Here is a 25,867-nt window from a genome sequence, read left to right on the forward strand (position 1 = left end):
CAGGTGGGTGGTTGGAGGCAGTGTCAAAGGCCGAGCTCGCCCAGCAGCTTCGGCCATTCGTGCGCCCACGGGCGCGCCTGTTCGAAGGCGCCAGAGGCGGCGAGCACGGTACGATCCGCCAGATGGCGGCCGATGATCTGCATTCCGACAGGAAGGCCAGCCTTGGTGAAGCCCGCGGGAATGGTCGCCGCGGGCTGGCCCGTCAGATTGCAGATGAAGGTGAAGCAGAGCCAGTCGCCGGTCGTGACCATCTTGTCTTCGATGATCTCAGGCCCCTGCATGTAGAGCGGGAACGCCGGCACCGCGAGCGTTGGCGTGATCAGGAGATCGTAGTTGGCCATGAACCGCCACATGCGGTTGCAGACCATCTGGCGGATCATCTTGGCATCGGTGAATTCCTCCGCCGTCCACTGTCGCTGCAACAGCGCGACGAGATGCGGCGACATCTCCTTCTCGCGCCCCTTCATCATCCGGCGTAGGCCGGTGAGATCGGTGTCGCCGGCGACGATGGTCCAGAAATGCGGGAACGGATCGTCCCAGCCGGGATTGGCGCGCTCGACCGTGCAGCCGAGGTCGGTCTCGAACACGCGCACCGCTTCGGAGACGACGCGACGGACTTCGGGGTCGACGGGCGCATAGCCCCAGTCTTCGCTGTAGGCGATCCGCAGGCCCTTGATGCTCTCCTTCGTAGCATCGACGTAGTCGAAATCGGCGGCGGGGATGGAGTAGCGATCACGCGGATCAGGTCCGGTGATCACCTTGAGCATCAACGCGGAGTCGACCACGGTGCGGCTCATCGGGCCAACATGTTCGAGCGACTCCCAGCTCGACACGCCGGGATAGCGTTCGTCCCGGCATCCCGGATACAGCGGCACGCGCCCCATCGAGGCCTTGATCCCGTAGAGCCCGCACAGCGCCGAGGGAATGCGGATCGAGCCGCCGCCATCGGAGCCGATCGCGAACGGCGCGACACCGCTCGCGACCGAAGCGCCGGAGCCGGCGCTCGATCCGCCCGACGTCATGTCGAGATTCCAGGGGTTGCGCGTCGCCGGAAATACAGGATTGTGGCCGACGCCGCTGTAGCCGAACTCCGGCACATTGGTCTTGCCGATGATGACGGCGCCAGCGGCCTTGAGGCGCTCGACCACAATGTCGTCCTCGTCGGGCACGAAGTCCCGATAGAGCGGCGACCCCATGACAGTGAGGATGTCCTTGGTCGCGACCAGATCCTTGATACCGATCGGCACGCCCGCGAGCAGGCCGGGATCCTCGCCGGCCGCGATCTTGGCGTCGACCGCGGCAGCGGCAGCGCGCGCAACGTCGGGGGTCGGCGTGCAGAAGGCATGGATGTGCGGCTCGAGCTTGTCCATGCGGCGCAGGACCGCCTCTGTGACCTCCGTGGCCGAGAGGGTCTTGTCCTTGACTTTCGCCGCCACGGTGGCGGCGTCCATGCGGCAGATTTCGTTGTCAGCGCTCATCGTTTCCTCCAGCGGGTGAAACAGCGAAGTGGCAGGCGGCCAAATGATCCGGCCCTGTCGCGCGCAGCGGCGGCATCACCTTCGCGCAGATGTCGGCTGCTTTCGGACAGCGCCCGTAGAAGCGGCAGACATTGGGATCGGGATTGATCGGACTGGACGGGCTGCCGTCGAGCCGCGGCCGCGCTTCACCGCGCCGCGCGGGATCCGGGATCGCGGCGACCAGCGCATGCGTGTAGGGATGGCGTGGCGCGGTAAACAGCGCCTCCGCAGGCGCAATCTCGACGATCTTGCCGAGATACATCACGATCACGCGCGAGCACAGCAGCCTGACAACGTTGAGATCGTGCGACACGAACAGATAGCTCATCGACAGCCGCGCGCGCAGATCGGCGAGCAGCCGCAGGATCACGGCCTGCACGGAGACGTCGAGCGCCGAGGTCGGCTCGTCGAGGATCAACAGCGAGGGCTCGACAGCAACGGCGCGCGCGATGCCGACGCGCGCGCGCTGGCCGCCCGAAAGCTGATGCGGATAGCGCTGCAGCAGCTCATCCGGCAGCCCGACCAGGGCGGCAGTCGTCTGAACGCGGCGCGCGATCTCGGCGCCGTCGGTGATGCCGAGCAGCCGCTTCAGCGGATCGGCGATTGCCTGGAACACACGAAAGGACGGGTTGAGGCTCTCGGTCGCGTCCTGGAACACGACCTGGATACGCCGCCGGCTCGGCGACGCCGCGAATTTCGTCTGCGTAATCGCGGTGAGATCCTCACCGTCCATCAGCACGTGGCCTGCCGTGGGATCGATCAAACGGCCGAGCAGGCGCACCATCGTCGATTTGCCGCAGCCGGATTCACCGACGAGGCCGACGCTTTCTCCGGCTGAGATCACCAGGCTGACATCGTCGACGGCATGGAGCTTCGCCCCCTTCCCCGCCCGCTTGATCGGGTACAGCTTGGACAGCGAGGTGACCTCGAGCAGCGGCGTCATGACAGTGGAAACCGGCAACGCACGAGATGCTGGGGCGACACGTTGGTCCACGGCAGCTCCGCCTCGTCGCAGATGGGTTGCCTCAGCTCGCAGCGTCCGCTGAAGCGGCACGGCGGCAGCGCGCCGCGGAGATCGGGCAGATGGCCGGGAATGGCATTGAGGTCGTCGAGGCGCGACTCCGGCACGGGCGTCGCCGCCAGCAGCCGGCGCGTATAGGGATGCGCCGGACGCTCCAGCAGTTGTTCGGTCGGAGCGATCTCGACGATGTGGCCGGCATGCATGACGGCGATCCGGTCGCAATATTCGCCGGCGAGACCGAGATCGTGGGTGATCAGCAGGGTCGACATCTGCGTCGCGCGGCTCATCTCCCGGATCAGGTCCATGATCACGGCCTGCGTCGTGACGTCGAGCCCCGTCGTCGGCTCGTCCGCGATCAGCACCGACGGTGTGCAGGCCAGCGCCATCGCGATCATCACGCGCTGGCACATGCCGCCCGAGAGCTCGAACGGATAGGCCTCCGCGCGGCGTTCGGGATCGGGAATGCGCACCCGCGCCAGCGCCGAGATCGCTGCCTTCTTCAGGTCGCGCCGAGGGAGTGCGGCATGTTCCTGCAAGACGTCCTCGATCTGCTTGCCGACCTTGCGGATCGGGTTGAGCGCGGTGCGCGGACTCTGGAAGATCATCGCCATCTCGCGTCCACGCAGCTCGCGCATCGCCTCCGGGCGCGCCGCCAAGAGATCGATGCCGCCCATCGTGATCGCGCCCTTTGTGATGCGTGCGGCGGCATCGTTGAGGCCCATCACGGTGTAGGCGGTGACGGACTTGCCGGAGCCGCTTTCGCCGACCACGCCGACAATCTCGCCGCGCGACACCGACAGGCTGACAGCATCCAGCGCACGCACCACGCCATGACGAGTGCGGAATTCCACCGAGAGGTTGTCGATCTCGAGCTGCGCCATCACACGCGCTTTCTCGGATCGAGCAGATCGCGCAGCCCGTCACCCAGCATGTTGAAGGAGAACACCGCGAGCACCAGCGCCGCGCCCGGGAACATGAACGCCCACCACTCGCCGGAGATGATGTAGCTCGCGCCTTCCGAGACCATGATGCCCCATTCGGGCGTCGGCGGCCGGACCCCGAGCCCGATGAAGGACAGGCCGGCGGCATTGAGGATCGCCCATCCCATGTTGAGCGAGGCCTGCACCATCATCGGTGGCAGGATGTTCGGGACGATGTGGTTGATCAGGACGCGCAGCGGCCCGTTGCCGCCCATGCGCGCCGCCTCGACATAGCCGAGCTCACGCCGCACATTCACCTCCGCACGGGCGAAGCGGCAGTAGAACGGCAGGTTGATGATCATGGTGGCGATGATGATGTTGGCGACGCTGTTGCCGAGCGCCACCACGATGCCCATCGCCAGCACGAACAGCGGGAACGCCATGATGGTGTCCATCGCCCGGCCGATGATGCGATCGGTCCAGCCGCCGAAATAGCCGGCGAGCGCGCCGAGCGCGAGGCCGACCACGAAGGACAGCGCCACCGCCGACACCGCCATGCCGAGATCGAGCCGCGTCGCGACGATGACGCGGCTCAGGATGTCGCGGCCGAGCGCATCGGTGCCGAACGGATGCATGAGGCTCGGGCGCGCCAGCTTGGTGGTCGCCGAGGTGAGCAGCGGATCGTAGGGTGCGATCGATGGACCGAAGATCGCGCACAGCGCGAGCAGCGCCAGGATGATCGCGGCCACCAAAGTCAGGCGGTTTTCGCCGAACGCGTAGCCGGTGTTGCGGGCGAGCGTGACCAGACTCATCGCTCAGCCCTCGAACCGCACGCGGGGATCGACCAGCGTTGCGAACACGTCGACCGCGAGATTGAGCAGCACGTAGAGCACGGCCATCATCAGCACGAAGCCCTGCACCGCCGCGTAGTCGGAGGCAATCACCGCGGCCACCGCATAAGCGCCGACGCCCTGCCAGCCGAACACCTGCTCGATCAGCACGTTGGATCCGATCAGGAAGGAGAACACCATGCCGAGCACGCTCGACACCGGCAGCAGCACGTTGCGGAAGGCGTAAGCCATCAGGATCTTGCGCACCGGCAGGCCGCTGGCGCGGGCCGTGCGGATGAAATCGCTGCTCAGCGCCTCCAGCATCGCGGCGCGCGTGATCCGCGCGATCGGCGCCAGCGCGAACAGGCCAAGCGAGATCGCGGGCAATATCAGTTGAGCCAATGCCGCCCGCAACACCGGCCAATCGCCGGCGATGACGGCGTCGATGGTGTAAGCCCCGGTCACACGGGGCGGCGGCGAGAAGGCGATCTCGTCGAGCCGGCCGAGCGGCTGCGGCGCCCAGCCGAGCAGGAAGTAGAAGATATAGACGAACAGCAGGCCGACGAAGAAGGTCGGAAACGCGGCGCTCACGGTGACCAGCGCACGGCAGGCATGATCGACGCCGCCATTGATACGCGTCGCTGCCCACACCCCCATCGGAATAGCGATGCCGATCGCGAACAGCAGCGCGAACGATGACAATTCGAGCGATGCGGGCAGCCGTTCGAGCAGATCGGTCAGCACCGGCTGCCCGGTCGTGAGCGAGCGGCCGAGATTGCCGTGCGCGAGGTCGGCGATGTAGCTCACGAACTGCGCCGGCAGCGGACGATCGAGGCCCAGCGTGGCGCGGATGCTGGCGATCGATGCGGCGTTGGCCGCCGGTCCGGCGAAGAACGCCGCGGGATCTCCGGGCAGCGCGCGCGAGATGAAGAACGTGAGAACGACGACGCCCACCAGGCTCGGGATGGTGCCAAGCAGTCGTTTCCAAACGAAAGCCATCAGCGGTTCGCCTGCCATCATTCGCTGCGGCGACGGCTTGCGCCGCGCGCCTCAACGGGTGAGGCCCCATCGACAGTCGGACGCAGCCGGGGGCAATCGGCATGCATCACAGTCATGTCTAGGATTAAGCAAGCGCTATGCCATCATCGCCGCAGAGCCCTTGAAACGCAGGGCATATGCGGAACTGCTGTGATTTGTCCTCTGCGCGGCTCCGCAATGAGGTTGCGGAACGCGGGGCTCCAAGGCTCTCTGCATTCGTTCTCGTCACATGCATGAAATTCATGCAACGACGCAGAGCAAATAGAAGGCCGCCTACCCGCCCCCGTGACGAACCGGCCTCTAGTGAACCTGCGGAGTATTGACCCAGACGATGCGCGCTTCGTCGGGTCCGACGTTGCGATAGCTGTTGGTCAGATAGGCCTTGAAGAAGAAGGAGTCGCCGGCGGTCATCAGATATGTGGTGTCGTCGATGGTGAGTTCGATGGTTCCGGACACGAGGTAGCCGACGGCCTCGCCCTGATGGGTGATCAGATCGACCTTCTCTCCGCCGGGAGCGACGACGTGAATGTTCGCCTCGAGCAGATTCCCGGCGGCCACAGGGACCAGACGCTCGTAGATGACCCCTTTGCCGCCGCGCAGCGCATCGACAGGCACCTTCATCCGGTCTTCAGGTTTCTGCACCAGCTTGTAGTCGTCCACCCTCAGGCCGAAGAACGAGGCCATGTCGCGGTCGAGCGCGTGGACCATCTTATCCAGCATGGGCAGCGACGGCATGACTTTGCCGGCCTCGATCTTGGAGATCATGCTTTCATCGCAGCCGACGACGTGCGCGAGGTCACGCATCCGCATCCCCTTTGCCAGCCGTGCTCGCCGAAGACGCGGACCGATATTTAATGTGCTTTCCGAGTTCACGGGGCGGGTTCCAGCAGTTTCAGATAGCCGACATATGCATAATAATCACGTGATTTACCAGCATGTTATGCGGCCGGAAGGTAATTAAGGATGTGGAATTGACGCAGCGGTGGCCCAGCGGCGACCACAGTTGGTGGAGCCCCTCGCGCGACCGCCAGCGCCATGGCTCCCGCAGTTTGCCGGCAGAGCGAAATCGCTCAATGCCGAACTGCGGGGAAAGCTGGACTCCGAACTCTTGAACATGCAGCACTCAAGCCATCATCTCCAAGATGAGGCTTGAGTGCTGAAGAGGCGCAGCGGATTGTTAGCTAGGGCGGCACGCTCAAACGGCAGCCGTATTCCTGGTCTCACGCGGATCGGAGTCGCGATCTGGGTACACAACGGGCAGTGACATCGTACGGCGAAGTCAAGCCGCATCTCGTCACAAAGCCGAAGCCCGTTCTTGCCGCCTCACCTCCTCCGACGTTGCCCCTGGCACCTCGAACACGGGACCGATAGCAATTTCGACGAACGTCTCGTCGGCTCGCTGGATATAAAGAACATTAAGGCCTTGCGTCTGCGCCAGCGCCTTGTCTTGCCTTACACGGGGCCGAGAACTGGAAATCGTGAGGCCCCTGCTTCGCGGTGAAGCTGGCGGGCGAACGCGCGGACGGCCTGATCATTCGATCTGTTGGACTACGTGATCGGAGAGCCCGCGGTACTCATTTCAGGATCGATTTCGGGATCATGCAGTGCGAGCCACGGATCACGTTCACCATCTGGGTAACGTGGAAATCCCCGGCAAGGCTGCAGAGCGCGTAAGCGTCGTTGGCCGACAAGCCGCGGATGTCGCCGAGCCAGCGTATCATGTCGCGCAGCGCCTGCCTGACCGCGTCATCGAGATCCTCGTCGAATCCCATCGTCATGTAATGCGTGGGCGTTTCGGCCCTCGGCGCGGTCAGCTTCATGTCCTTGCGGACGGTGAACCTGAAATGGCCGGTCAATGCGGTCTCCAGGGCGGTGATGGAGACCTCGCCATGGCCCTGCACGCCATGGCCATCTCCCACCGAGAACAGCGCGCCCTCGTTGAACACCGGGAAGTAGACCTTGGTGCCGGGGCGGAGGTCCTTGTTGTCCATGTTGCCGCCCATCGCGCGCGGCATGATCGACGAGATCCGACCCCAGTTCGGCGGCGGCGCCACGCCCATCACGCCGAAGAACGGATCCAGCGGCAGCACGCCGCCCCATGGAAGCGTCGTGGTTTTCGCCTGCTTGTCGATCGGAAGGAACTTCAGAACGAAGTCCGGGAAGTCTTCTGGAATGGTGCCGAGCAGCGGAATGATCAGGTTGAATCCCCAATTCTGCCGAAGGGTGATGTCGATGATGTCCACCTCGAGCACGTCGCCGGGCATCGCACCCTCGACATAGACCGGGCCTGTGAGCAGATGCGGCCCCGGACCGCGCTCGCAATCCTTCAGTACTTCGGGATGCTCGGGGAGGATCTCGAACATGCCTTCCGGCGGCATGCAGTTCGGCTCGCCCGAGACCGTTTCGATGATCACCTCTGTGCCGGACTTGACGTGGACGATGGGCTGCGTGGTGGAATCGAAAAAGCCCCATTTCACGCTCTTTGCGGTCGCCGCTATCGTCATCGGGCTGGTCATCGCTGTCCTCCTCGCTTGGCTTTGACAATCTGTCGGTAAAGTCGGCTGCCGGTCATCGCTTGCCGGCGGGGCCGCGCGACATCCAGTCGCCGCTGCGCTCATAGGCATCGGCCGCCTGGTAGAGCGTCGATTCCTTCCAGTGCGCGGCGACCAGCATCAGCCCGATCGGCCTGCCGCCTTCGCCCAGCCCGCATGGCACGGAAATCGCCGGATGATGCGTCACGTTGAACGGGCAGGTGTTGGTGATCTGCTCCCAGCTGTGATTCATCAGCTGCTCGAACGGGGCGTCGGGGCCGGGGATCGGCGACGCCATCATCCGCGTGGTCGGCATCAGCAGCAGATCGTAGCTGGCCAGCGCGGCATCATAGGCGGCGCGCAGCCGCCGCCTGAGGTTCTGGGCCTTGAAGTAGAAGTAACCCTTGTACTGTTTCTCGGTATAGGCGCCGAGCAGCATGCCGACCTTGACCGTGTCGGGCAGTTCGTTCGCGCGGTCGTGCATTGCACCGAGACGCCCCGCCAGCGAGACCGGATAGAGGCCCTGGATATTGCGCGGCAGCGCGCTGGCGATCATCGCGCCGTAGGTGCCCTCCAGCGCGATCGCGGCCCACAGCGCGACGCCATTGAGGTGCCAGGGAATCGAGACATCCTCGACGGTGGCGCCGAGTTCCTGCAGGGTCTTCGCCGCGGCGCGGACGCCAGCGTCGACGTCGGGATGCGAGTCGAACTGGCCGAAGCCCTCCTTGACAACACCGATCTTCAGTCCTTTGGCGCCGCGATCGATCGCCTTGGTGTAGCTGTCGAGCTTGAGCCCACGCTGGCGAGAATCGTAGCCGTCCTCGCCTGCCATCACCTCGAGGAACAGCGCGTTGTCGGCGACCGTCGCGGTCAGCGGACCGGCATGATCGATGGTCGGATCCATCCCCATGATGCCGGTGTAGGGCACTAGGCCCCAGGTCGGCTTGATGCCGACCACGCCCGACAGCGATGACGGGATCCGGATCGATCCGGCCTGGTCGCCGCCGGTCGCCATATCGACTTCGCCGAGCGCAACCAGCGCGCCCGAGCCCGTCGACGAGCCGCCCGGCGTGTGGCCCCAGGCGCGCGGATTGTGCACGGGGCCGGAGATGCTGGTCGCCGCGCCGCCGGAAAAAGAGAAGTACTCGCAGACCGATTTGCCGACGATCTCGGCACCGGCGTCGAGCAGACGGGTGATCACGGGCGCATCGAACTCGGGCACGTAGCCCTCCAGCACCGACGCGCCGTTGGTAAGTGGAACACCGGCGAGCGCATAGGTATCCTTCACCGCGACCTTCTTGCCCGCCAGTTTCCCTGCCGCCGCGCCCTTGACCTCGACCTTGGCGATCCATGCGCCATGACTGTTGGCGTCGCCTACCGGACGGCTGAACCCGCCCCGCGGATACTTGATGGGCGGTACGTCATCAGGCAGCGAGGCGATCAGCCGGTAACCTTCGGCAAACGGCGTGACGAAGGAAATCACCGAACTGGCGTAGCTTTCGGTGAGATCCATTCCCATGCCTTCGCCGATCTCACGCAGCTGCTTAGTCGACGGCAGTTTGAAGGACATCGGAACCACTCCCGCATTGTTGTGCGATCAACCATACGGTCGCGTGCAGTGCTGCGCTTGGCTGAGGATGCCGCCTTGTTGGCTTAATGCGCCAAACGCGCGACGGGCGCTGGCATATCTTTTGCTTAGCTCTCGGTGGGTCCGAGCGTGAGCGTCCGATCGGAGTAAACCGATGTTCAATGTCCAGAATATTGTCGGGACCAGCCGATCTTTTGAGCATTGGCACCACGCGACCTGCCATAACTACTCGAAGACCGATTACCGCCGCGCCAGCCCGGGGCCGTTCTTAGGAAATATCACCGCGCGATCTTTGGGCACTCTCACCGTGAGCATGCTGTCGTCGGTTGCGACCGACGGGCGTATCCAGGTCCTGCGCAACGCGGCGGAGATCCGAAGGGACCCGCGCGATCACTTCATGCTGCTGCTGGTGTATCGTGGCGACGTCGGCTTCGAGCAGAGCGGCCGTACTGTACGTCTAGGGCATGGCGAGATGCTGATCTACGATCAGGCGCGGCCGTTCACGATCGAGCTCGGCGGTGAAAACGATCAGATCATCGTTTCGATCCCGCGCCCCTTGCTCGCCTCGCGGCTCCCGGAGACGGAACGGTTTACAGCCCGCCCGATCCCGGCGAGCTCGCAGCTCGGCACGCTGACCGGCAGCATGATCCGCCAGCTCATCGCCTTCGACCACGAGCTCGACAGTGAAATCGCGAGCCGCGTGGCGAGTTCCGCGCTCGATCTGCTGACGGCGACCTTGCAGGCCGAGCTGGCGGATCCGGATGCCCAGGCCGGCTGCCATGATCCGCGCCTTGCGCGCGTCAAGCGGTTCGTGGCGGCGCGGCTCGAGGATTGCGACATGACGATCGAAAGCATCTCAGCCGCCCAGAACCTGGCGCCCCGGACGCTGCACCGCCTGTTCGCCGCCGAAGGGACCACGCCGATCCGTTGGCTGTGGCAGCAGCGGCTGTCGGCAAGCTACAAGGCGCTGGCCGAGGGGCGGATTCGCAACGTCACGGATGCTGCGCTGAGCTTCGGCTTTACCGACCTTTCGCATTTCAGTCGTGCCTTCAAGAAGGCCTTCGGCCATCCGCCGCAAGCTCTGGTCCGGCGCGGTTGAAGGCGGGCGCTTCGCGACTCGGGCCGTTTCCACGTGCAGATCGCACGTGGAGCCCCATCGCCGATTGTGGCTTCATGCTTCGGGACGGGCTGTCCCGCGTCATCGCGATGCAGTCCTCACGAAGAGAACGCTCGGACGAAGTTACTCGACCGGGACGTCGCAGGTTCGGAAGGGATGCTTGGCAAGGAGAACCTAGCGTTTGGCAGTTCGAGACAAGCGCACATGTCGCGCCGCGTTCTAACATCGGAGCAAGTTGAACGAGACCGTGGTTGCCTGTTTGAGATCATCCGGCGGCGAGGCCGGACGATGGAGCGAACCTGGCACTTGCGGCAGCAGGAGAGATCGCGCGATGGCCATCAGCCGCAGGAATTTTCTGAAGAACGGAGCTGCAGTCACGGCGCTCGGGCCGGTACTGATCAGCGGCGCATCCGCTGCCAGCGAGCCGATCGTGATCGCCAGCATGTACGACCTGTCTGGCGGCCTCGAAGGTGCCGGCAAGCCGATGCATGACGTCCTGATGTTTGCAGTCGACGAGATCAACGCCAGTGGCGGATTGCTGGGGCGCCAGATCAAGGTCGTCAGCTATGACACCCAAACCAACATGCAACTCTATGCGCAGTACGCCCAGGAGGCGGCTCTCAAGCACAAGGTTGCGGTCGTCCACGGCGGCATCACTTCGGCGTCCCGCGAGGTGATCCGGCCGGTGCTGAACAAGTACAAAACGCTGTATTTCTACGACATGCCCTACGAGGGCGGCGTCTGCGACCGCAACATCTTCATCGATGGTGTCACACCGGCCCACAACACGCAGATCCTTGTCGAGCATGGCCTGAAGAACTGGGGCAAGAAGGTCTACACGCTTGCCGCCGACTACAACTACGGGCAGATTACCTCGGACTGGGTCAAGAAATACGTCAAGGACGGCGGCGGTGAAGTGCTCGGAACAGAGTTCTTTCCGCTCGACGCGACCAATTTCGGCAGCACCATTTCGAAGATCCAGGCCGCCAAGCCGGACTGGATCATGACGGTACTGGTCGGCGGCGGTCCGATCTCGTTCTATCGCCAGTTCAAGGCGGCTGGCCTCACCGGCAAGATCCCGGTCGCATCCACCACCTTTGGCGGCGCCAACGAGCAGATGGTGCTCACTCCGGAAGAAAGCAACGGCATCGTCGTCGCATACAATTACATCGAGACGCTGGATACGCCCGCGAACAAGGAGTTTCTCAAGAAGTTCCGCGCCAAGGTCGGTGCCGACTATCCGCCGATCTCCGATCTGACGATGTCCAGCTATCAGGGTATGCTGCTGTGGGCAGCCGGCGTGAAGAAAGCGGGAACGCTCGACCGCGAGAAGGTGATCGAGGCTCTCGAGGGCGGCGTGAGCATCAACGGTCCGAGCGGACTGGTCACGCTGGATCCCCAGACGCATCACAGCGTGTTCGACGTCCATCTTGCGAAATACGAAAACAAGCAACCGGTGCTGATGCAAAGCTTCCCGCAGCGCAAGCCACTCGACACCGCAGCAGTATGCGACCTCAAGAAGAACCCGAAAGACGCCAAGCAGTACGTCATCAAGGTGATGTGAGCGCAGGTGGCGTGGTCCTGAGGGACTGCGCCGCCGCTCGCGCGGAAGGCGAAGGGCCGCAGTCGCCCCGTTGCCAGCACTGGAGAACGGACTTGGACTTCGCACTGGTCGTCGGAATCGATTTCGTCTACGCGGTCGCGACGCTGGCGCTGATGAGCATCGGTCTTGCGATCGTGTACGGGATGATGCGCATCATCAATCTCGCCCATGGCGAGTTCATGGTGGTCGGCAGTTACAGCGCTGCCGTTGCCGTACACATGGGCGCCAACATCTGGATCGCGATCCTGCTGGTGCCGCCGCTGGCGGGCGCCCTATTCGGCGCGCTGGTCGAATTCGTCGTGGTGCGGCGGCTGTACGGGCGGATGGTCGAGACCATGCTCGCCACCTGGGGCCTCAGCCTGTTCGTGGTCGGCATCCTCACGATGATCTTCGGGGACACCACGGAAGGCGTACCGACGCCGCTTCCGGCGATCAGCATCGGCGCCTACAAGGCGAGCAGCTACAGCCTGTTCGTGATCGCCGCCTCGATCGCAACGGTCGGCGGCGTCTATCTGGTGCTGCGCACGAGCCGGGTCGGGCTGCTGGCCCGTGGCGCGATGCAGAATGCCGATATGGCCGGAGCCCTCGGCGTCAATACCGCGCGGATCTACGCGGTCACGTTTGCGTTCGGTGCGGCCCTCGCCGGTCTGGCGGGAGGAATTCTCGCCCCTGTGTCGGGCGTGTTTCCGACCATCGGCGGATCCTACATCGGTCGCACCTTTATTACCGTGATCGGTGGCGGCGCGTCGGCGCTGACCGGCACCACTTCGGCATCCGGACTGTTCGGCGTCATCAACCAGTTTGCGTCGTTTGCGACCAATCCGGTGTACGGCGAGGTCGCACTGCTGCTGACCGCGATCGTTCTGATCAGGATCATGCCGCAGGGTATCACCGGTCGCTTCTTCCGGGGCAGCCTATGACCCGGATGCTGCGCGCCAACGCCGGCTTCGTTGCAGTTGCTGTCATCGGCCTCCTGCTTGCGGTTCTGCTGCCGCTGCTGGTCGATCTCTACACGATGCTGCAGATCACGCTCTACCTGATCTTCGCGCTGCTCGCGCTGAGCCTCGCCTTCATCTGGGGCTATGCGGGTATCCTGTGTTTCGGACACTCTGCCTTCTTTGGCCTCGGCGCCTATGCCTATGCGGTGGCCGTCATCAACATCGGCGAAAGCACGCTGCCGCTGCTGCTCGCCGTGGTCCTGCCGGCAGCATTCGCCGCCGCGCTCGGCTATTTCATGTTCTATGGCCGGATCAGCGACGTCTATGTCGGGGTCATCACACTGACGGTGACGCTGATCTTCTACAACGTCGTCAACTCCACGGCCGGACCGCAATACCATATCGGCGAGGCGCTGCTCGGCGGCTTCAACGGCATCCCGAACGTGCCATCGCTCAACGTGCCGTTCCGGCCCGACGACACGCTTGAGCCGCTCGGGATGTTCGAACTTTGCCTGCTAATCCTGCTGGGAGCCTATTTCGGTCTCCATGCGGTGCTGCGCACCCGTTTCGGGCGGGTGCTGGTCGCGGTCCGCGAAAACGAGCAGCGGGTCGAATTCCTCGGCTACGATTCACGGCTGCACAAGCTGGTCGCCTTCGCGCTCAGCGGCGGCCTCGCCGGGCTGGCGGGCTGCCTGTTCACGGCGTGGGGCAATTTCGTCAGCCCGACCGCGTTCAGCGTGGTGCAGTCGGCGCAGGTCATCATCTGGGTGATGGTGGGCGGTGCCGGCACGCTGCTCGGCCCGATCATCGGCGCCATGGCGATGTCCTGGCTGACCCTGAAGATCGGGACCCAGCAGACGGTGAACGCCAACGTCGTGCTCGGAGCGGTGCTGCTCGTCTTCGTGCTGCTGGTGCCAAGGGGTATCGCCCCGATGGTCACTGAGCGGCTGCTGCCTTGGCTGCTGGTGTCGCGTCGCGTCGCCGGGGATGCTGCGGCCCGCCCGGTCGCCCGCGGGGGCAAGGCATGAGTGCGCCTCTGATCGAGACCCGCGGGCTCGCGATGCATTTCGGTGGCGTGCAGGCAATCCGCGGGGTCGATTTTGCCCTGGCAGAGGGCGAACTGCGCTGTCTGATCGGACCCAATGGTGCCGGCAAGAGCACGTTCTTCAAGCTGCTGACCGGCCAGATCAAGCCGACCATGGGCTCGGTGACCTTCCGCGGTGCCGACCTGTCGCGGCTGCAGCCGCATGAGATCGCGCGGCTCGGCATCGGCGTGAAGACACAGGTTCCCAGCGTCTTCAATGGCCTGTCGGTGCGCGAGAATCTCTGGATCGCGGCAGCGCGCTATGACAAGGGCCGGGAGATCGCGAGATCGGTCGACACCCAGATCGAGCGGCTTGGCCTCGCCCGCTTCGCCGACGTGCAGACCGGGCAGCTTGCCCATGGCCAGCGCCAGCGCGTCGAGCTTGGGCTGGTGCTGTGCGGCAAGCCGAACCTGATCCTGCTCGACGAGCCGGCCGCCGGCATGACCGAGGACGAGCGGGCGCAGACCGCCGAGCTGATCCTCGAAATCAACCGCGAGCACCCGCTGATCGTGGTCGAGCACGACATGGCCTTCATCCGATCGATCGCGCGCCGCATCACCGTGTTCAACCGCGGTGCAATCCTGCTCGAAGGCGACGTCGACGAGGTGTTCGGAAACCAGATCGTGCGCGACGTCTATTTGGGCAAGTCGGTGGTGCACTGATGCTGGAGGTCGAGGACATCCACGCCGGGTATGGCAAGGTGCCGGTGCTGTCGGGCGTCAGCTTCGTCGTCGCCGAGCACGAGGTCGTAGGCGTACTGGGACACAACGGCATGGGCAAGACGACCCTGCTGAAGACCCTGATCGGGCAGGTCGCGCCGACCAGCGGCGCCATCCGTTTTGCCGGAGCCGACGTGTCCGGGCTGGCGCCGTTCCGGCGGGCGCGCGCCGGGATCGGCTACGTGCCGCAGGGGCGGGCGATCTTTCCCAACCTGACGGTGCGCGAAAATCTTCGCATGGGATTCATAGAGGACGGCGAGCACTTCGAAGACAACACGGTGAAGGACGCGCTGGCCAGGTTTCCGCGGCTCGATCCGATCATCGACCGGCTCGGCGGAGCGCTGTCGGGCGGCGAGCAGCAGATCCTGGCGCTGGCGCGCTGCCTGTGCGGCCGGCCGCGCCTGCTGCTGCTCGATGAGCCGACCGAGGGCATCCAGCCTTCGATCGTCGAGGAGATCCTGGAGATCCTGATCGGGCTGCACCGGCATCAGGGCCTCGCCATCATCGTCGTCGAACAGAACCTCGATTTCGTGCGGCGGCTGTCCGATCGCGTGCTGCTGATCGAAAAGGGCAGGATCACCGGCGAGGTCGCGCCGGACGCATTGATCGAGGCGGGCGGCCTCGGCGGCTACGTCGCCGCCGAATGAGCGTGGAAGCCGGCGCAGCCGGCACAACGGAACGCGCCAGCACGCGTTCAGAAGGAGAGGCGTCATGCACAAGATCGAGCTGTCGAGCGAAGTGGTGAACCGCGTCAGGGGGCTGCGAGATGGGCTCCACATGTTCTCCAATCTCGACCCGTCGCGGACCGCGCATATCATCGTCGATCTGCAGAACGGCTTCATGGACCCGGGCGCGCTGATCGAGATTCCGGTCGCGCGCGACATCGTTCCCAACGTCAACGCGATCTGCCAGGCGCTGCGGGCGGCCGGCGGCCTCAACGTCTTCATCCGCTACCTGATCGACGAGCAGACCCTGGTCAACTGGTCGAGCTGGTTCACCGATTTCGCTTCGCCGGCGCGGCGGCAGGCGATGATCGACACCTTCAGCCGGGAGTCCCACGGCTTCCAGCTGTGGCCGGGGCTCGACGTCCAGCCCTCCGACCTGATCGTCGACAAGACCCGGTTCGGCGCCTTCGTCCCCGGATCGTCGGAACTGCACGAGATGCTGCAGGCGCGCGGCATCGACACGCTGATCATCACGGGTACCGCGACCAATGTCTGCTGCGAATCCACCGCGCGTGACGCGATGCAGATGAACTACAAGGTGATCTTCGTCGCCGATGGCAATGCCGCCATGACTGACGTCGAGCACAACGCCACCCTGAACAACATGCTCAACCTGTTCGCCGACGTGATGTCGGCCGAGGAGGTGGTGTCGAGCCTCGCCGCCGCGAACAGGGACAAGGCGGCCTGACGGCCACAGCAGACCAGGGAAAAAGGACGCAGCTGGACGACGTGTGCCCCCGTTCGGCGAAAGTCGAGGAAGACTGACATGGCAGCACGACCGAAGATCGCTCACCTCGCCGGCCCGACCGCCACGATCCAGAATTCCCCGCCGCTGGTGACCTCCAACAAGGCGCGCCGCAAGCATGGCCTGACGTTGCGGACCAACCCCGACGGCAGCGAGGCCCGCTTCGACGCGCTGCGCGCCCAGCGGCTGGCCGCGCCGGCGAAGGTCTATGTCGAATGCTTCTCGGCGCACCCACTCGAAAGCGACGCGGCCGAACTCTATGGTCCGCCCGACGGGTATCTCGATTCCGACGGCGTGTTTCACCGCGAGCGGACCAGTCCCCATGACAAGGCCGTGTTCGAAATCGAACTGTTGCCCGACGACGGCCTGTATCCCCTGCCCTACATGGCGCGGCAGGCCGACGGCGGCGCCTGGGAGGGCGAGTGCACCGCGCCGGACGCGCCCGCTTCGCAGGCGAGGCAATCGTTCTATCCCGACGGCTCGCGCAGCTTCGAGGAGATCGACCGGCTCAGCATCGGCGCCGAAGGCGTCGCCAACCTGATCTCGTCCTTCGCCGACGTCGACTTCTACCGCGTGCTGCCGCCGGCCGGCTATACCAAGGGCCAGCCCGCCGCGCTGCGCACCGATGTCGGCGACGGCGACATCGCTCCGGAAGTTCGCGCGAAGGATTTCTTCGCCTACCGTCCCTATCATCTCGGCGAGTCGCCGCCGCGTCCCGCGCTCGCCCGACTCACCAACGCCGCCCGGCGCATTTTCGACAGCGGCAAATACGACGGCGCGGTCTATACCCAGGGCAGTCCGCAGATCGAGGAGGTCGCCTACTGGTTCAACCTGCTGCTCGACATCACCATTCCGATCTGCGGCAACGCCGCGCAGCGGCCACAGGGCGAGATCAGCCATGACGGGCCGAAGAACATCACCGACTCCGTCGAATACATTGTATCCCGGGTCTGGGCCGACGAGCAGGGACGCAACCGCGCCGGCGTGATCGTGCTGCAGGAGCAGCAGATCTTCGCCGCACGCGAGGTCATGAAGGTGGACGCCCGACCGGGCGGCTATGTCGCGACCGGCGGTCATGGCGGGATCCTCGGCGGCATGGGCTATCATGGCGCGGCGGTGCTGCACTACGTGCCGGCGCTCAAGCACACCTGGTGCTCGGACGTGAACCTCACGAAGATGCCGTCCGCGGTGCCGGTCGCCTGCGGACGTCTCGAAGAGGTGACGCTGGTCGAGACGCGCACCCGGGCTGCCGACGGCGACCTGCTCGAGGACGCGATCCCGTCGGTGTCGATCGTCAAGGAGGGCGGCTTCTACGCCGAGGACTATTTCGACGATCCGGCGATCACTGCCGACCTCGTTGCGCTGGTCGGGCGTAAGCTGGCCGGCGGCCGCCTTGCCGGATTCATCATCGAGGGTATCACGCCCTATGGCAAGCAGACCTCGTCGGTGCGCGAAGACGTGCTGCTGCGCGCGGTCTATGCCGGCCTGCCGGTGGTGCGCGTCGGCCGCGGCAATCCGGAAGGCTTCGCCGATCCGCACGACTATTTCATTCCCGGCTCGAATCTGACTTCGACCAAGGCGCGCATCCTGCTGATGGCCTGTCTGCTTCGCTTCGGCAGCCTGCCGCCGGCCAAGGATCCGGCCGCGCCGACCGATGCCGAACGCGCCGCCACCCGCGCCGCGGTCGCGCAATACCAGGCCGTGTTCCGGACGCATTAGAGGACGCCTCCGCTGTCTCGGCGCCGATCTGCTCGGCATTGAGGGGGTCGGCCGCGACGTACGCACCTCGTGTGTTGTCCGTTTCAACCAGCAGGCATGGCTGAGCCGTCTCGCGGCGGCCTCCGCCCGAGTTATGCTCTCGAATGAACCTCTTCCTCCGAAGAAGAGGCGCAGGGAAGACCGGGTATCGGCTGATACCCGCGGTCCGCGTGCAACAAATAAGCACGCGGCAGAACCACAGGTTCAGCCCAATATCCGGCCTTCCCTGCGCGACGGTTTTGCGACTTATAGGCGCTCTCCCCGGGGACCGGCTGTCTTGCCCCCGTCGCCAGCGGATCATCATCACCGCCGGCTTGGCGTCAGCTTCGGGACGCCAGGACCACACCATTTCGCCGTCGCCTCGCTCCGTTCGTCGGCCCGATCGTAAGACCAGGCTGCAGAGCAACGCGCCCATCGCATCTCCAGCTCGACGCTTCATGACGATCGCGAAACGTCCCTCTTCAGCGAGCCGGGATGCGCGAGAATGTGCAGGTGATTTGCCCGACGGTGCAAGGGAGAAGTGCGCGACAAACTGGCACGACGGGCAGTTGGTGCATGCGGGGCATGCGTGGGTTGCCCGTCGGGCACGTCCTCGTCGTGCGATGGCATCCGAGACGCCGCCTCAGCTGAGGCCCTCGCGTTGTTAGAGCGATTAGACGAGATGCCGAAGCGCTCGGACGATAGCCCTGGCCATTGCTAGGAAACCGCCGCGACTTAATGTATGGCCGCGTTGATCACTGCAGCAATACCGGTCCTCGCGCCTTCTTCCAAACAGGATCTGCTCCACTCGGTACAAAGAATTTCCCAAACGCTAGTGGCGCTTTTGGCGACTTGGTCCCCCACTAAAGTCGGCCACTTGTGATGATCCGGCTCCAACATCGCATCTTCGAGCGCTACGAAAAGAGATCCTGCGCCGATTCCAAAGCGACTGGGCAGGTTCTCCCAATTGTTGGCCTGCAGGTCGCCAAAAACAACCCGTTCAGGAGCGCGGTCGCCGGGCAATTTAAGACAATCTACATACGGATGATCTCCATCCGTTATAGCAATAGACCTATAGGGGAGCTTTCCCGCTCTTCCTAGGTTCCCCATCATTCCGACAACATTGGCAGGACCGACTGGAATTATTTGAACTCGTCGCAGGAGCTCCGATGTCACCGCTGATGAAGCAAGTATCTCACGAAGCCAAATCTCCGCGTTTCGATCTTCAACGAAGATATGAACATCTGGGTGAACTTCATCGTCTAGTCTACTCATCGCAAATTCAGGCGACGCGCCATAGACTACGCTAAGTCCTTGCGGACCAGGAAGTAACAGTACCCGCGCTTCTTGAGGGAGCTCTTCAAGAACGTAAGGACTGTGAGTTGATAGAATTATCTGAATTCTGCGCTGCCGAGAAAGCCAAAGGAGAAATCGAGTAAGCCGCCTCTGGGCGCGGGGATGCAACGAGGCCTCGACTTCGTCAATCACAAGGAGGGAATTATTAGGAATATTTTGAAGCGTCCGAAAGAGATCCAACGTCGCATCTTCGCCAGCACCTTGATGAAACTGAGACACTTCACCCCATTCTCGCTGAAGTAGACCCACCTGCCTACGCTGATCGACGTCAGACGTGGCGAATCGCGCCTTCTGGTAAGTCCTTCCGAGTACATGAGATAATCGTTGTCGAAATTCGTCATCGATCTCATCGCTCTCAATTTCGGATGCCGCGGATCTCGCGATCTTCGCGTAGCCCGCCGACGCATCGAGCGGCAACGTTCTTGAAATATCGAGCAAGTACACATTTCGCATGGGCGGATTTTCTGGATCCCTCCATCGTTTTGTAGGCTTGGACACACGAAACGATTCAATGTTCGGACCACGTTTCACTCGATAAAGGATAGTTACGCCCTTAATTTCATCCCAGTGCGTATCGACGAAGAAGGCGGAGGGATAGAATTTCTTGTCCTTCTTCTCTTGGTCGTACACACACGTTGTCGCCTTCAGCAGGGTACTTTTGCCGCTACCATTTTCGCCCACCACCGCAACTACTGGAAAATTGAATTCGACTGATTGCCCGGCCCATCCGCGAAGTCCATTGATGGACACCATCTGGAGAAATTGCGGCCATTGCCCGGCCTGAAATTGACCTCGGATCGTGTTGACTTCTGCAAAATCCAAGCTCGCCCCCTATGCTTTAATGGCCGGTTCTCATAACATAAACTACACCATCGACCGCCCAGCTACTGTCGCCATTGAGCCATTTAGAATCCGGGCAACCCCATGATGAATGCACCGAATTTTCTCCGTAGCAGCAGGCTGAGATCTTCGCTGGAAGCGAGACCTTCAAGCTCCAAACGAGTTATAATTATCGTCTTCAATCCGATCTGATCAAATTCCCTACGCAAATGAGCATGACCCGCAGTCCTATCAGACTGGTCACCGGTGATGCCACTCGAAGCCACGACGACACCAAAATCAAGCTTGAACTGCCTCAACTTCGATGTAAACGATCTCAAAGTCGCAGTATTAACTGGTGAACTCCAGTTCTTACACTCGATCAGAATGTTGTCCGGAAGAAACGGAAGTCCCGCCGGATGACGTTGATTGTACAACAAGATGTCGATCTCGCAGGAGTTATCTACATCGACTGCGTTGGTAAACAGCACTCCAATGCCATCAAGCAGACAAAGCGTGTCCGTCACGACGCGCTCCAGCGCTGCCCCCTTCTGCGCAGTACTTCCGGCATCTGCAGCCGCTAGAATTGCCGCAATGACGCCAGACGCAATTGCAGGCATCAGCGCACACCGTGTATTGCACGGTTGCGCATTTCACGCAGATGCGAGCCAAGCTGCGAAGATCGAAGGAGAGCACTGAAGGTCGACAAATCGAGCCAGAATAAGTTAGGCCAGATCGGTTGCGATCGCCGCAAGAAGGCTTCAGACGTAATCACTAGACCGGTCCGCACGCCGGAAACGTTCATGAAATTGAGCAGCCGCTCTTCTATCGATCGAACGTCCTTTGGATCAACACGCCCCTTGACCTCGATGACGGCTGGGTCAAGCAATTCCGGATCGTACGATCCTAACCACACTAAGAGATCAGGCCGGTAGCCCTCGGATTGTTCCGCCTGCGGCTGAGCAATCGCCGTACCTCCAGCCTGGATGATGAGTTCAAAGACCTCTTTTTCCAGCCCTGAGTGAAATGTATCGGTCATCCTCCTGCCCGAATCAGGCACAATCAGAGATTGAGAAGCGCCCCGCAAGATACGAGCATGTTCCTCAAATACACTCCTCGCCGGGGCTGCAAGGAACGCATCGAGGTGAAAATTCAAAGCACGATGATCTGTGAGCTTAAGACGCGCGACAGAGAACGGCCTTAAGTCGAAAGGCAACTTTCTGCGCGGCGACGTAATCAGAAGAATAGATTTCTCAAGACCTGCTGCTACGCCCACTTCATAGACCACTCGATAGTCCGAGTTCGTGCCGTTAAGCACGCCTATGAAGACTTGCGCCCGCCGTATAGCCGCATGAGCGTTAGGAATCCCACTGGAGTTCTCCTTTGCCCATTCCCAATTTATTCCGCGCGCAGACAGCGCGCCCGGCAAACTACCCAGGTCCATGCCGAGGGGTGCCGATACAAAGCAACTATTAACATTGCGCGTGTTCGGGCTAATGCGCACGCACCACCTGATCTAGGTGCGAGAGTGAACATCGTCCCATTCTAGTAGGATATCTCATTGTAGATCTGTTCCATTTCATTCAAGCTTACCACAGATCGGCGTAGCCAGAGCGCCGCTCGTTCACTCCTACTCCCACTCAATCATCGCTCACGTCGTTAAGATCTTGATCTCGCGGGCTTTTGCTGAGTTAACTGCTCACCATGCCGATGGCGAGACCGACGAATTTCTTTGGTCTTGATTCCACAGGAATATTTTGTCCGATCATGCCGAGCACGCTTTCAAGCACTATCGGCTGCTATCGCCTGCACGGCAATAGGCGACCGTCTTGCGGTTGGCCAATGCATATGTGCGGATGGGATTATTGAACTTCGGAAGCTCTGGTCAGACATCGATGTCCGGCTTGATACCAATCTCAAGCTCCTCGACTGCGTCGCGCACGGCCTCGACATCGGCGTCAGACTGCTTGGCCCGCACGGCGTGTCGTGCCTGCAGCGCAGATTTGCGGCACACGCCATGATTTGCCGACGAGCCGGTCGTTCGGCGCCGGCTCGAGCGTCAACCGGGCGTCCGGCTTCGCGCGCCGCAAAAAATGAAACACGGGTCGGCGTTGCTGCGGCCATTCACGAGAGCGTCCACTCCGGCATTAGATGTTTGCTCCAGCAGCGGTGCGGCCAGCCAGCCAGCCGAAGACCAGCGCAGGTCCGAGCGTGATCCCAGGGCCCGGATAGGCCCCCTCCATGACCGAGGCCATGTCGTTGCCGCAGGCGAACAGACCGGGGATCGGCGCTCCCTTCGCGTCCAACACGCGGGCGCGTGTATCGGTGGCGATGCCGGCGGACATGCCGAGATCGGCGGGCCAGACCGCGACCGCGTAGAACGGCCCCCTGACGATCGGAGCGACGCAGGGGTTGGGCTTGTGGTCAGCATCGCCGAGCGCGCGCTGATAGGCATTGCCACCGCGTCCGAAGACGGGATCCTCGCCGCGCGCGGCGTGGACATTGAAGTCGGCGATGGTCTGCGTCAGCGCGTCCGGCGGCACCCCGATCGCCCTGGCGAGGCCGGCGACCGTCGCACCGTGCTTGAGATAGCCACAGGCGACCTCGTTCGCGACCGAGCGGGTGAACGGCTTGATCCTGCCGAGCCCGTAGGTCCACAGGAAGCGGCGATCGCAGACCAACCAGGCGGGAATGGCGCTGCCGGCATGGCTGAGCTGGGCGCGCACGAACTCATGATAGGACACCGCCTCATTGACGAAACGCCGCCCGCCCGCATCGACCGCAATCAGTCCGGGCTTCGCCCGATCGGTGACCGTGTGCGGGAAGACGCCGCGGCTGCCGTCACGCCGCGTGAAGGTCGAGGCAGGCACCCAGAACGCGCCCTGCCCCGACAGCCGCGCGCCGAGCGCTGCCGCCAGCCGCGCGCCGCTTCGCGCAGAGCCGCGATCGATTGTTGCGGAGAGCGTGCCTGCCGCCTGCGGCACAAAATGTGCGCGTAGCGCGGCATCATGCGACAGTCCGCCGGTCGCCAGGATCACCCCGCGGCGCGCCGCGAGCCAACGGTGGCCGCCGCGCTCTGCGACCTCCACTCTGGCGATGGCGCCGGCGTCGCCCGTCGCCAGTTGCGTGACCTCGATGCCGGTGCGAAGCACGACGCCACGATCCAGCGCCGACCGCAACAGCCGCGCGACGAGCGCATTGCCGAGATAGAGCGTCGTCCCCCGACGGGCCCGCAGTCGCTGCCAGCCATAGCGCGCCAGCAATCCGGCAACATGCAATGCCGAGCGCCATGACCGCGTGGCCCGCCGCAGATGTGGAATGTCCTGGCGGCTGATCATCATGCCGCCGAACAGCATGAACTCGGGCAAGGGATCACGCAGCATCGCGAAGGCCTCGCCCAGCATGCGCGCATCGAACGGCACTGGCTCGAGCACGCGGCCACCCGTCGTCGAACCTTCAAGGTCCGGATAGTAGTCCGGATAAGTCGGCACCGTCTGCAGACGCAGCGCGGTGCGAGCTTCCAGATCCTGCAGCGCCTCGTCTCCGAAGGCGAGGAACGCCTCGAGCCGTGTGCGGTCCTCCCCCGGCACGGTCAGCGCGAGATAGCTGCGCGCCGCCTCCAGCGTATCCGGACGTCCTTCCGCCGCAGCCTTGTGATTTGCCGGAATCCAGACCATGCCGCCCGAGATCGCGGTCGTGCCGCCCACGAGCTCCGCCTGCTCCAGCAAAAGCACTGAGCAGCCATCGGCAGCAGCGATGGTGGCCGCGGTCAGGCCTCCGGCTCCGGCTCCGATGACGATCACGTCGAACGTCTCGACCGCCATCGCCTCTGCGATCATACCATACCGCCGTTGGGCTGCACGATCTGGCCGTGCACCCATGAAGCCTGGTCGGAAGCGAGGAAGCGCACCACCTCTGCCACCTCGTGCGGCCGGCCGATGCGATTGAACGGGCTGAAGGCCGCCATGCGCTGCTTGGCCTCCTCGGTCTTGCCGGCGTTGAACAGATCAGTGTCGACCGGCCCCGGCGCCACCGCATTGACGCGAATGCCGCGCGGCGCCAGTTCCTTTGCCATCGAGCGCACCAGGCTCTCGACCGCCGCCTTGCTCGCCGCGTATGGCCCCATGCCCGGCACCGCGTGACGCACCAGCGAGGTGGTGATCGCGACGATGGCGCCGCCATCGCGCACGCGGCGAGCAGCTTCGGCCAGCACATTGAACGCGCCCACGACGTTGACGTCCATCAGCAGACTGAAGTCGTCCGGCTTGAAGCTTGCGACCGGCGCGCCCGGCACGTTGATGCCGGCATTGGCGATCACGGCCTGGACTGCGCCGCCATGATCCACGGTCACCTGCTCGAAGACACGCGCCACCGATGCAGCATCGCGGACGTCGACCCGGTACTGGCGGCCGGAGGTCTCGTCCGACGGCTTGGTGGCATAGGTCGAGGCCACCTGCCAGCCGGCCGCGGCGAACACCTGTACGCAGGCGGCACCAATGCCGCGCGAGCCGCCAACGATGAGGACGATGGGAGACGTGTTGGACATGTATGGTTCCTTGAGCAGTGAGATTGCAAACGGCAGGGACAGGCTCTGGCGTTAGCCCGGCGGCGGCGTCAGCGTTGCGCGCGTCGCGGCGATGGTGGCCTCGATGCCGGCCTGAAGATCGTAGCGTGGCGCATAGCCGAGTTCGGCCCGCGCGCGGCTGATGTCGAGCGCGCCCTTTCTCGCGCTCAGCACTCGGCCGCCGTGATGATAAGGCCCGGCGTCGCCGACGGTGATCCGCGCGCCGGGGATGGCGCGGTTGACTGCCTCCGCGGTATCGCGAAGCGTCGGCGCGATCCCGGTCGCGATGTTGTACGCATCGAAGGTGTGATCGGGCTTGTCCAGCGCCAGCAGCACTCCGGCCACGGTGTCCGCAATATGGACCTGGTCGACGGCGAAATTGGCGCCGTCCGGTTGGTGCAAGGCCTCGCCGCGCAGCGCCGCCTCGATGAAGGTCCTGGGCATGCGCAGGCGCGGGAGATGCGGGCCGTAGACCCAGCAGGTACGGACGTTGATGCAGTCGAGTCCGTGATCGCGCGAATACACCCGGCCATAATGCTCGGCCGCGAGCTTGGTCAGACCGTAGACGCTGGTCGGCTTCTGCGGATGATCCTCATCGATGCACGGCGTCAGAAAGTCGCCATAAGTCTCCTCGGTACTGATGTGCACGACGCGCCTGATCCCGGTGAGCCGCATGGCTTCGAACAGATTGATCGATCCCTCGACGTTGACGCGCAGCGCCTTCAGCGGAATGTCGGCTGCCTGAACCACGCCGACGATGGCGGCGGCATGGATCACCGCATCGGGCGGGTGGGCCTGCAAGGCGCGCAGCACCTGCGGCCACTCGCCGAGATCGACGGCAGCCATTGCCAACCGCGGCTCGCGCGCAGCGAGTGCGGCAAGCGCCGGCGACGCCACGAGATCGATGGCGACGACGCGATCGCCGCGGTCGAGCAGCGCCTGCACCAGCGCGCAACCAAGCCAGCCGCACGCTCCGGTCACCAGGATGGTTCTGGGGGCCACGATCGTCATCCG

Annotated in this window: 22 protein-coding genes; 8 read left to right on the top strand and 14 right to left on the bottom strand. The window is 63.6% G+C overall.

Going from position 1 to position 25,867, the window contains the following annotated elements:
* Nucleotides 1-23: 23 nt before the first annotated feature.
* The 8 genes from ACQR1I_RS09660 to ACQR1I_RS09695 all read right to left on the bottom strand — a co-directional run bounded on the left by ACQR1I_RS09660 (nucleotide 24) and on the right by ACQR1I_RS09695 (nucleotide 9,427).
* The gene (locus ACQR1I_RS09660; protein WP_434864387.1) at nucleotides 24-1,478 is read right to left on the bottom strand and encodes an amidase; all 1,455 of its coding nucleotides are present in this window, start codon (nucleotides 1,476-1,478) and stop codon (nucleotides 24-26) included.
* Entirely contained in the window at nucleotides 1,468-2,460 is a 993-nt protein-coding gene (locus ACQR1I_RS09665; protein WP_434864388.1) for an ABC transporter ATP-binding protein, read from the bottom strand. Before ACQR1I_RS09665 ends, ACQR1I_RS09660 begins: the two co-directional genes overlap by 11 nt.
* Nucleotides 2,457-3,419, bottom strand: coding sequence for an ABC transporter ATP-binding protein (locus ACQR1I_RS09670; RefSeq protein WP_434864389.1), 963 nt, complete (start codon nucleotides 3,417-3,419; stop codon nucleotides 2,457-2,459). Before ACQR1I_RS09670 ends, ACQR1I_RS09665 begins: the two co-directional genes overlap by 4 nt.
* Nucleotides 3,419-4,270, bottom strand: a complete 852-nt coding sequence (locus ACQR1I_RS09675) for an ABC transporter permease (RefSeq protein WP_434864390.1) — start codon at nucleotides 4,268-4,270, stop codon at nucleotides 3,419-3,421. The genes ACQR1I_RS09670 and ACQR1I_RS09675 overlap by 1 nt, the downstream gene beginning before the upstream one ends.
* 3 nt (nucleotides 4,271-4,273) lie before the next feature.
* Nucleotides 4,274-5,290, bottom strand: coding sequence for an ABC transporter permease (locus tag ACQR1I_RS09680; RefSeq protein WP_434865111.1), 1,017 nt, complete (start codon nucleotides 5,288-5,290; stop codon nucleotides 4,274-4,276).
* A gap of 336 nt (nucleotides 5,291-5,626) precedes the next feature.
* Complete coding sequence (locus ACQR1I_RS09685; protein ID WP_434864391.1) at nucleotides 5,627-6,199, bottom strand: cupin domain-containing protein; 573 nt, start codon at nucleotides 6,197-6,199, stop codon at nucleotides 5,627-5,629.
* A gap of 701 nt (nucleotides 6,200-6,900) precedes the next feature.
* Entirely contained in the window at nucleotides 6,901-7,842 is a 942-nt protein-coding gene (locus ACQR1I_RS09690; RefSeq protein ID WP_434864392.1) for an acetamidase/formamidase family protein, read from the bottom strand.
* 52 nt (nucleotides 7,843-7,894) lie between these two features.
* Entirely contained in the window at nucleotides 7,895-9,427 is a 1,533-nt protein-coding gene (locus ACQR1I_RS09695; protein WP_434864393.1) for an amidase, read from the bottom strand.
* A gap of 172 nt (nucleotides 9,428-9,599) precedes the next feature.
* Here ACQR1I_RS09695 and ACQR1I_RS09700 point away from each other — a divergent pair, with 172 nt between their 5' ends.
* From ACQR1I_RS09700 to ACQR1I_RS09735, 8 genes are all read left to right on the top strand, one after another.
* A complete protein-coding gene (locus tag ACQR1I_RS09700) occupies nucleotides 9,600-10,544 on the top strand; it encodes a helix-turn-helix domain-containing protein (RefSeq protein ID WP_434864394.1) in 945 nt (314 codons plus the stop codon).
* Between the two features lie 349 nt (nucleotides 10,545-10,893).
* The gene (locus tag ACQR1I_RS09705) at nucleotides 10,894-12,126 is read left to right on the top strand and encodes an urea ABC transporter substrate-binding protein (protein ID WP_434864395.1); all 1,233 of its coding nucleotides are present in this window, start codon (nucleotides 10,894-10,896) and stop codon (nucleotides 12,124-12,126) included.
* 92 nt (nucleotides 12,127-12,218) lie between these two features.
* The gene (locus ACQR1I_RS09710) at nucleotides 12,219-13,085 is read left to right on the top strand and encodes a branched-chain amino acid ABC transporter permease (protein WP_434864396.1); all 867 of its coding nucleotides are present in this window, start codon (nucleotides 12,219-12,221) and stop codon (nucleotides 13,083-13,085) included.
* Nucleotides 13,082-14,131, top strand: coding sequence for an ABC transporter permease subunit (locus tag ACQR1I_RS09715; RefSeq protein WP_434864397.1), 1,050 nt, complete (start codon nucleotides 13,082-13,084; stop codon nucleotides 14,129-14,131). The genes ACQR1I_RS09710 and ACQR1I_RS09715 overlap by 4 nt, the downstream gene beginning before the upstream one ends.
* Entirely contained in the window at nucleotides 14,128-14,850 is a 723-nt protein-coding gene (locus ACQR1I_RS09720; RefSeq protein WP_434864398.1) for an ATP-binding cassette domain-containing protein, read from the top strand. Before ACQR1I_RS09715 ends, ACQR1I_RS09720 begins: the two co-directional genes overlap by 4 nt.
* Nucleotides 14,850-15,554, top strand: coding sequence for an ABC transporter ATP-binding protein (locus tag ACQR1I_RS09725; protein WP_434864399.1), 705 nt, complete (start codon nucleotides 14,850-14,852; stop codon nucleotides 15,552-15,554). Before ACQR1I_RS09720 ends, ACQR1I_RS09725 begins: the two co-directional genes overlap by 1 nt.
* Before the next feature lie 64 nt (nucleotides 15,555-15,618).
* The gene (locus tag ACQR1I_RS09730) at nucleotides 15,619-16,320 is read left to right on the top strand and encodes a cysteine hydrolase family protein (RefSeq protein WP_434864400.1); all 702 of its coding nucleotides are present in this window, start codon (nucleotides 15,619-15,621) and stop codon (nucleotides 16,318-16,320) included.
* 78 nt (nucleotides 16,321-16,398) lie between these two features.
* Complete coding sequence (locus tag ACQR1I_RS09735) at nucleotides 16,399-18,096, top strand: asparaginase domain-containing protein (protein ID WP_434864401.1); 1,698 nt, start codon at nucleotides 16,399-16,401, stop codon at nucleotides 18,094-18,096.
* Between the two features lie 753 nt (nucleotides 18,097-18,849).
* Here ACQR1I_RS09735 and ACQR1I_RS09740 read toward each other — a convergent pair.
* The 6 genes from ACQR1I_RS09740 to ACQR1I_RS09765 all read right to left on the bottom strand — a co-directional run bounded on the left by ACQR1I_RS09740 (nucleotide 18,850) and on the right by ACQR1I_RS09765 (nucleotide 25,864).
* On the bottom strand, nucleotides 18,850-20,292 hold the full coding sequence (locus ACQR1I_RS09740) for an ATP-dependent nuclease (protein ID WP_434864402.1): 1,443 nt from the start codon (nucleotides 20,290-20,292) through the stop codon (nucleotides 18,850-18,852).
* 83 nt (nucleotides 20,293-20,375) lie between these two features.
* Nucleotides 20,376-20,909, bottom strand: coding sequence for a restriction endonuclease (locus ACQR1I_RS09745; protein ID WP_434864403.1), 534 nt, complete (start codon nucleotides 20,907-20,909; stop codon nucleotides 20,376-20,378).
* The gene (locus ACQR1I_RS09750) at nucleotides 20,909-21,733 is read right to left on the bottom strand and encodes a hypothetical protein (RefSeq protein ID WP_434864404.1); all 825 of its coding nucleotides are present in this window, start codon (nucleotides 21,731-21,733) and stop codon (nucleotides 20,909-20,911) included. Before ACQR1I_RS09750 ends, ACQR1I_RS09745 begins: the two co-directional genes overlap by 1 nt.
* A 703-nt stretch (nucleotides 21,734-22,436) precedes the next feature.
* A complete protein-coding gene (locus ACQR1I_RS09755; RefSeq protein ID WP_434864405.1) occupies nucleotides 22,437-24,128 on the bottom strand; it encodes an FAD-dependent oxidoreductase in 1,692 nt (563 codons plus the stop codon).
* Nucleotides 24,125-24,835, bottom strand: a complete 711-nt coding sequence (locus tag ACQR1I_RS09760; RefSeq protein WP_434864406.1) for an SDR family NAD(P)-dependent oxidoreductase — start codon at nucleotides 24,833-24,835, stop codon at nucleotides 24,125-24,127. The genes ACQR1I_RS09755 and ACQR1I_RS09760 overlap by 4 nt, the downstream gene beginning before the upstream one ends.
* Nucleotides 24,836-24,886: 51 nt before the next feature.
* A complete protein-coding gene (locus ACQR1I_RS09765) occupies nucleotides 24,887-25,864 on the bottom strand; it encodes an NAD-dependent epimerase/dehydratase family protein (RefSeq protein ID WP_434864407.1) in 978 nt (325 codons plus the stop codon).
* Nucleotides 25,865-25,867 lie beyond the last annotated feature (3 nt).

Source organism: Bradyrhizobium sp. HKCCYLS2038 (assembly GCF_051167655.1).
GTDB lineage: Bacteria > Pseudomonadota > Alphaproteobacteria > Rhizobiales > Xanthobacteraceae > Bradyrhizobium.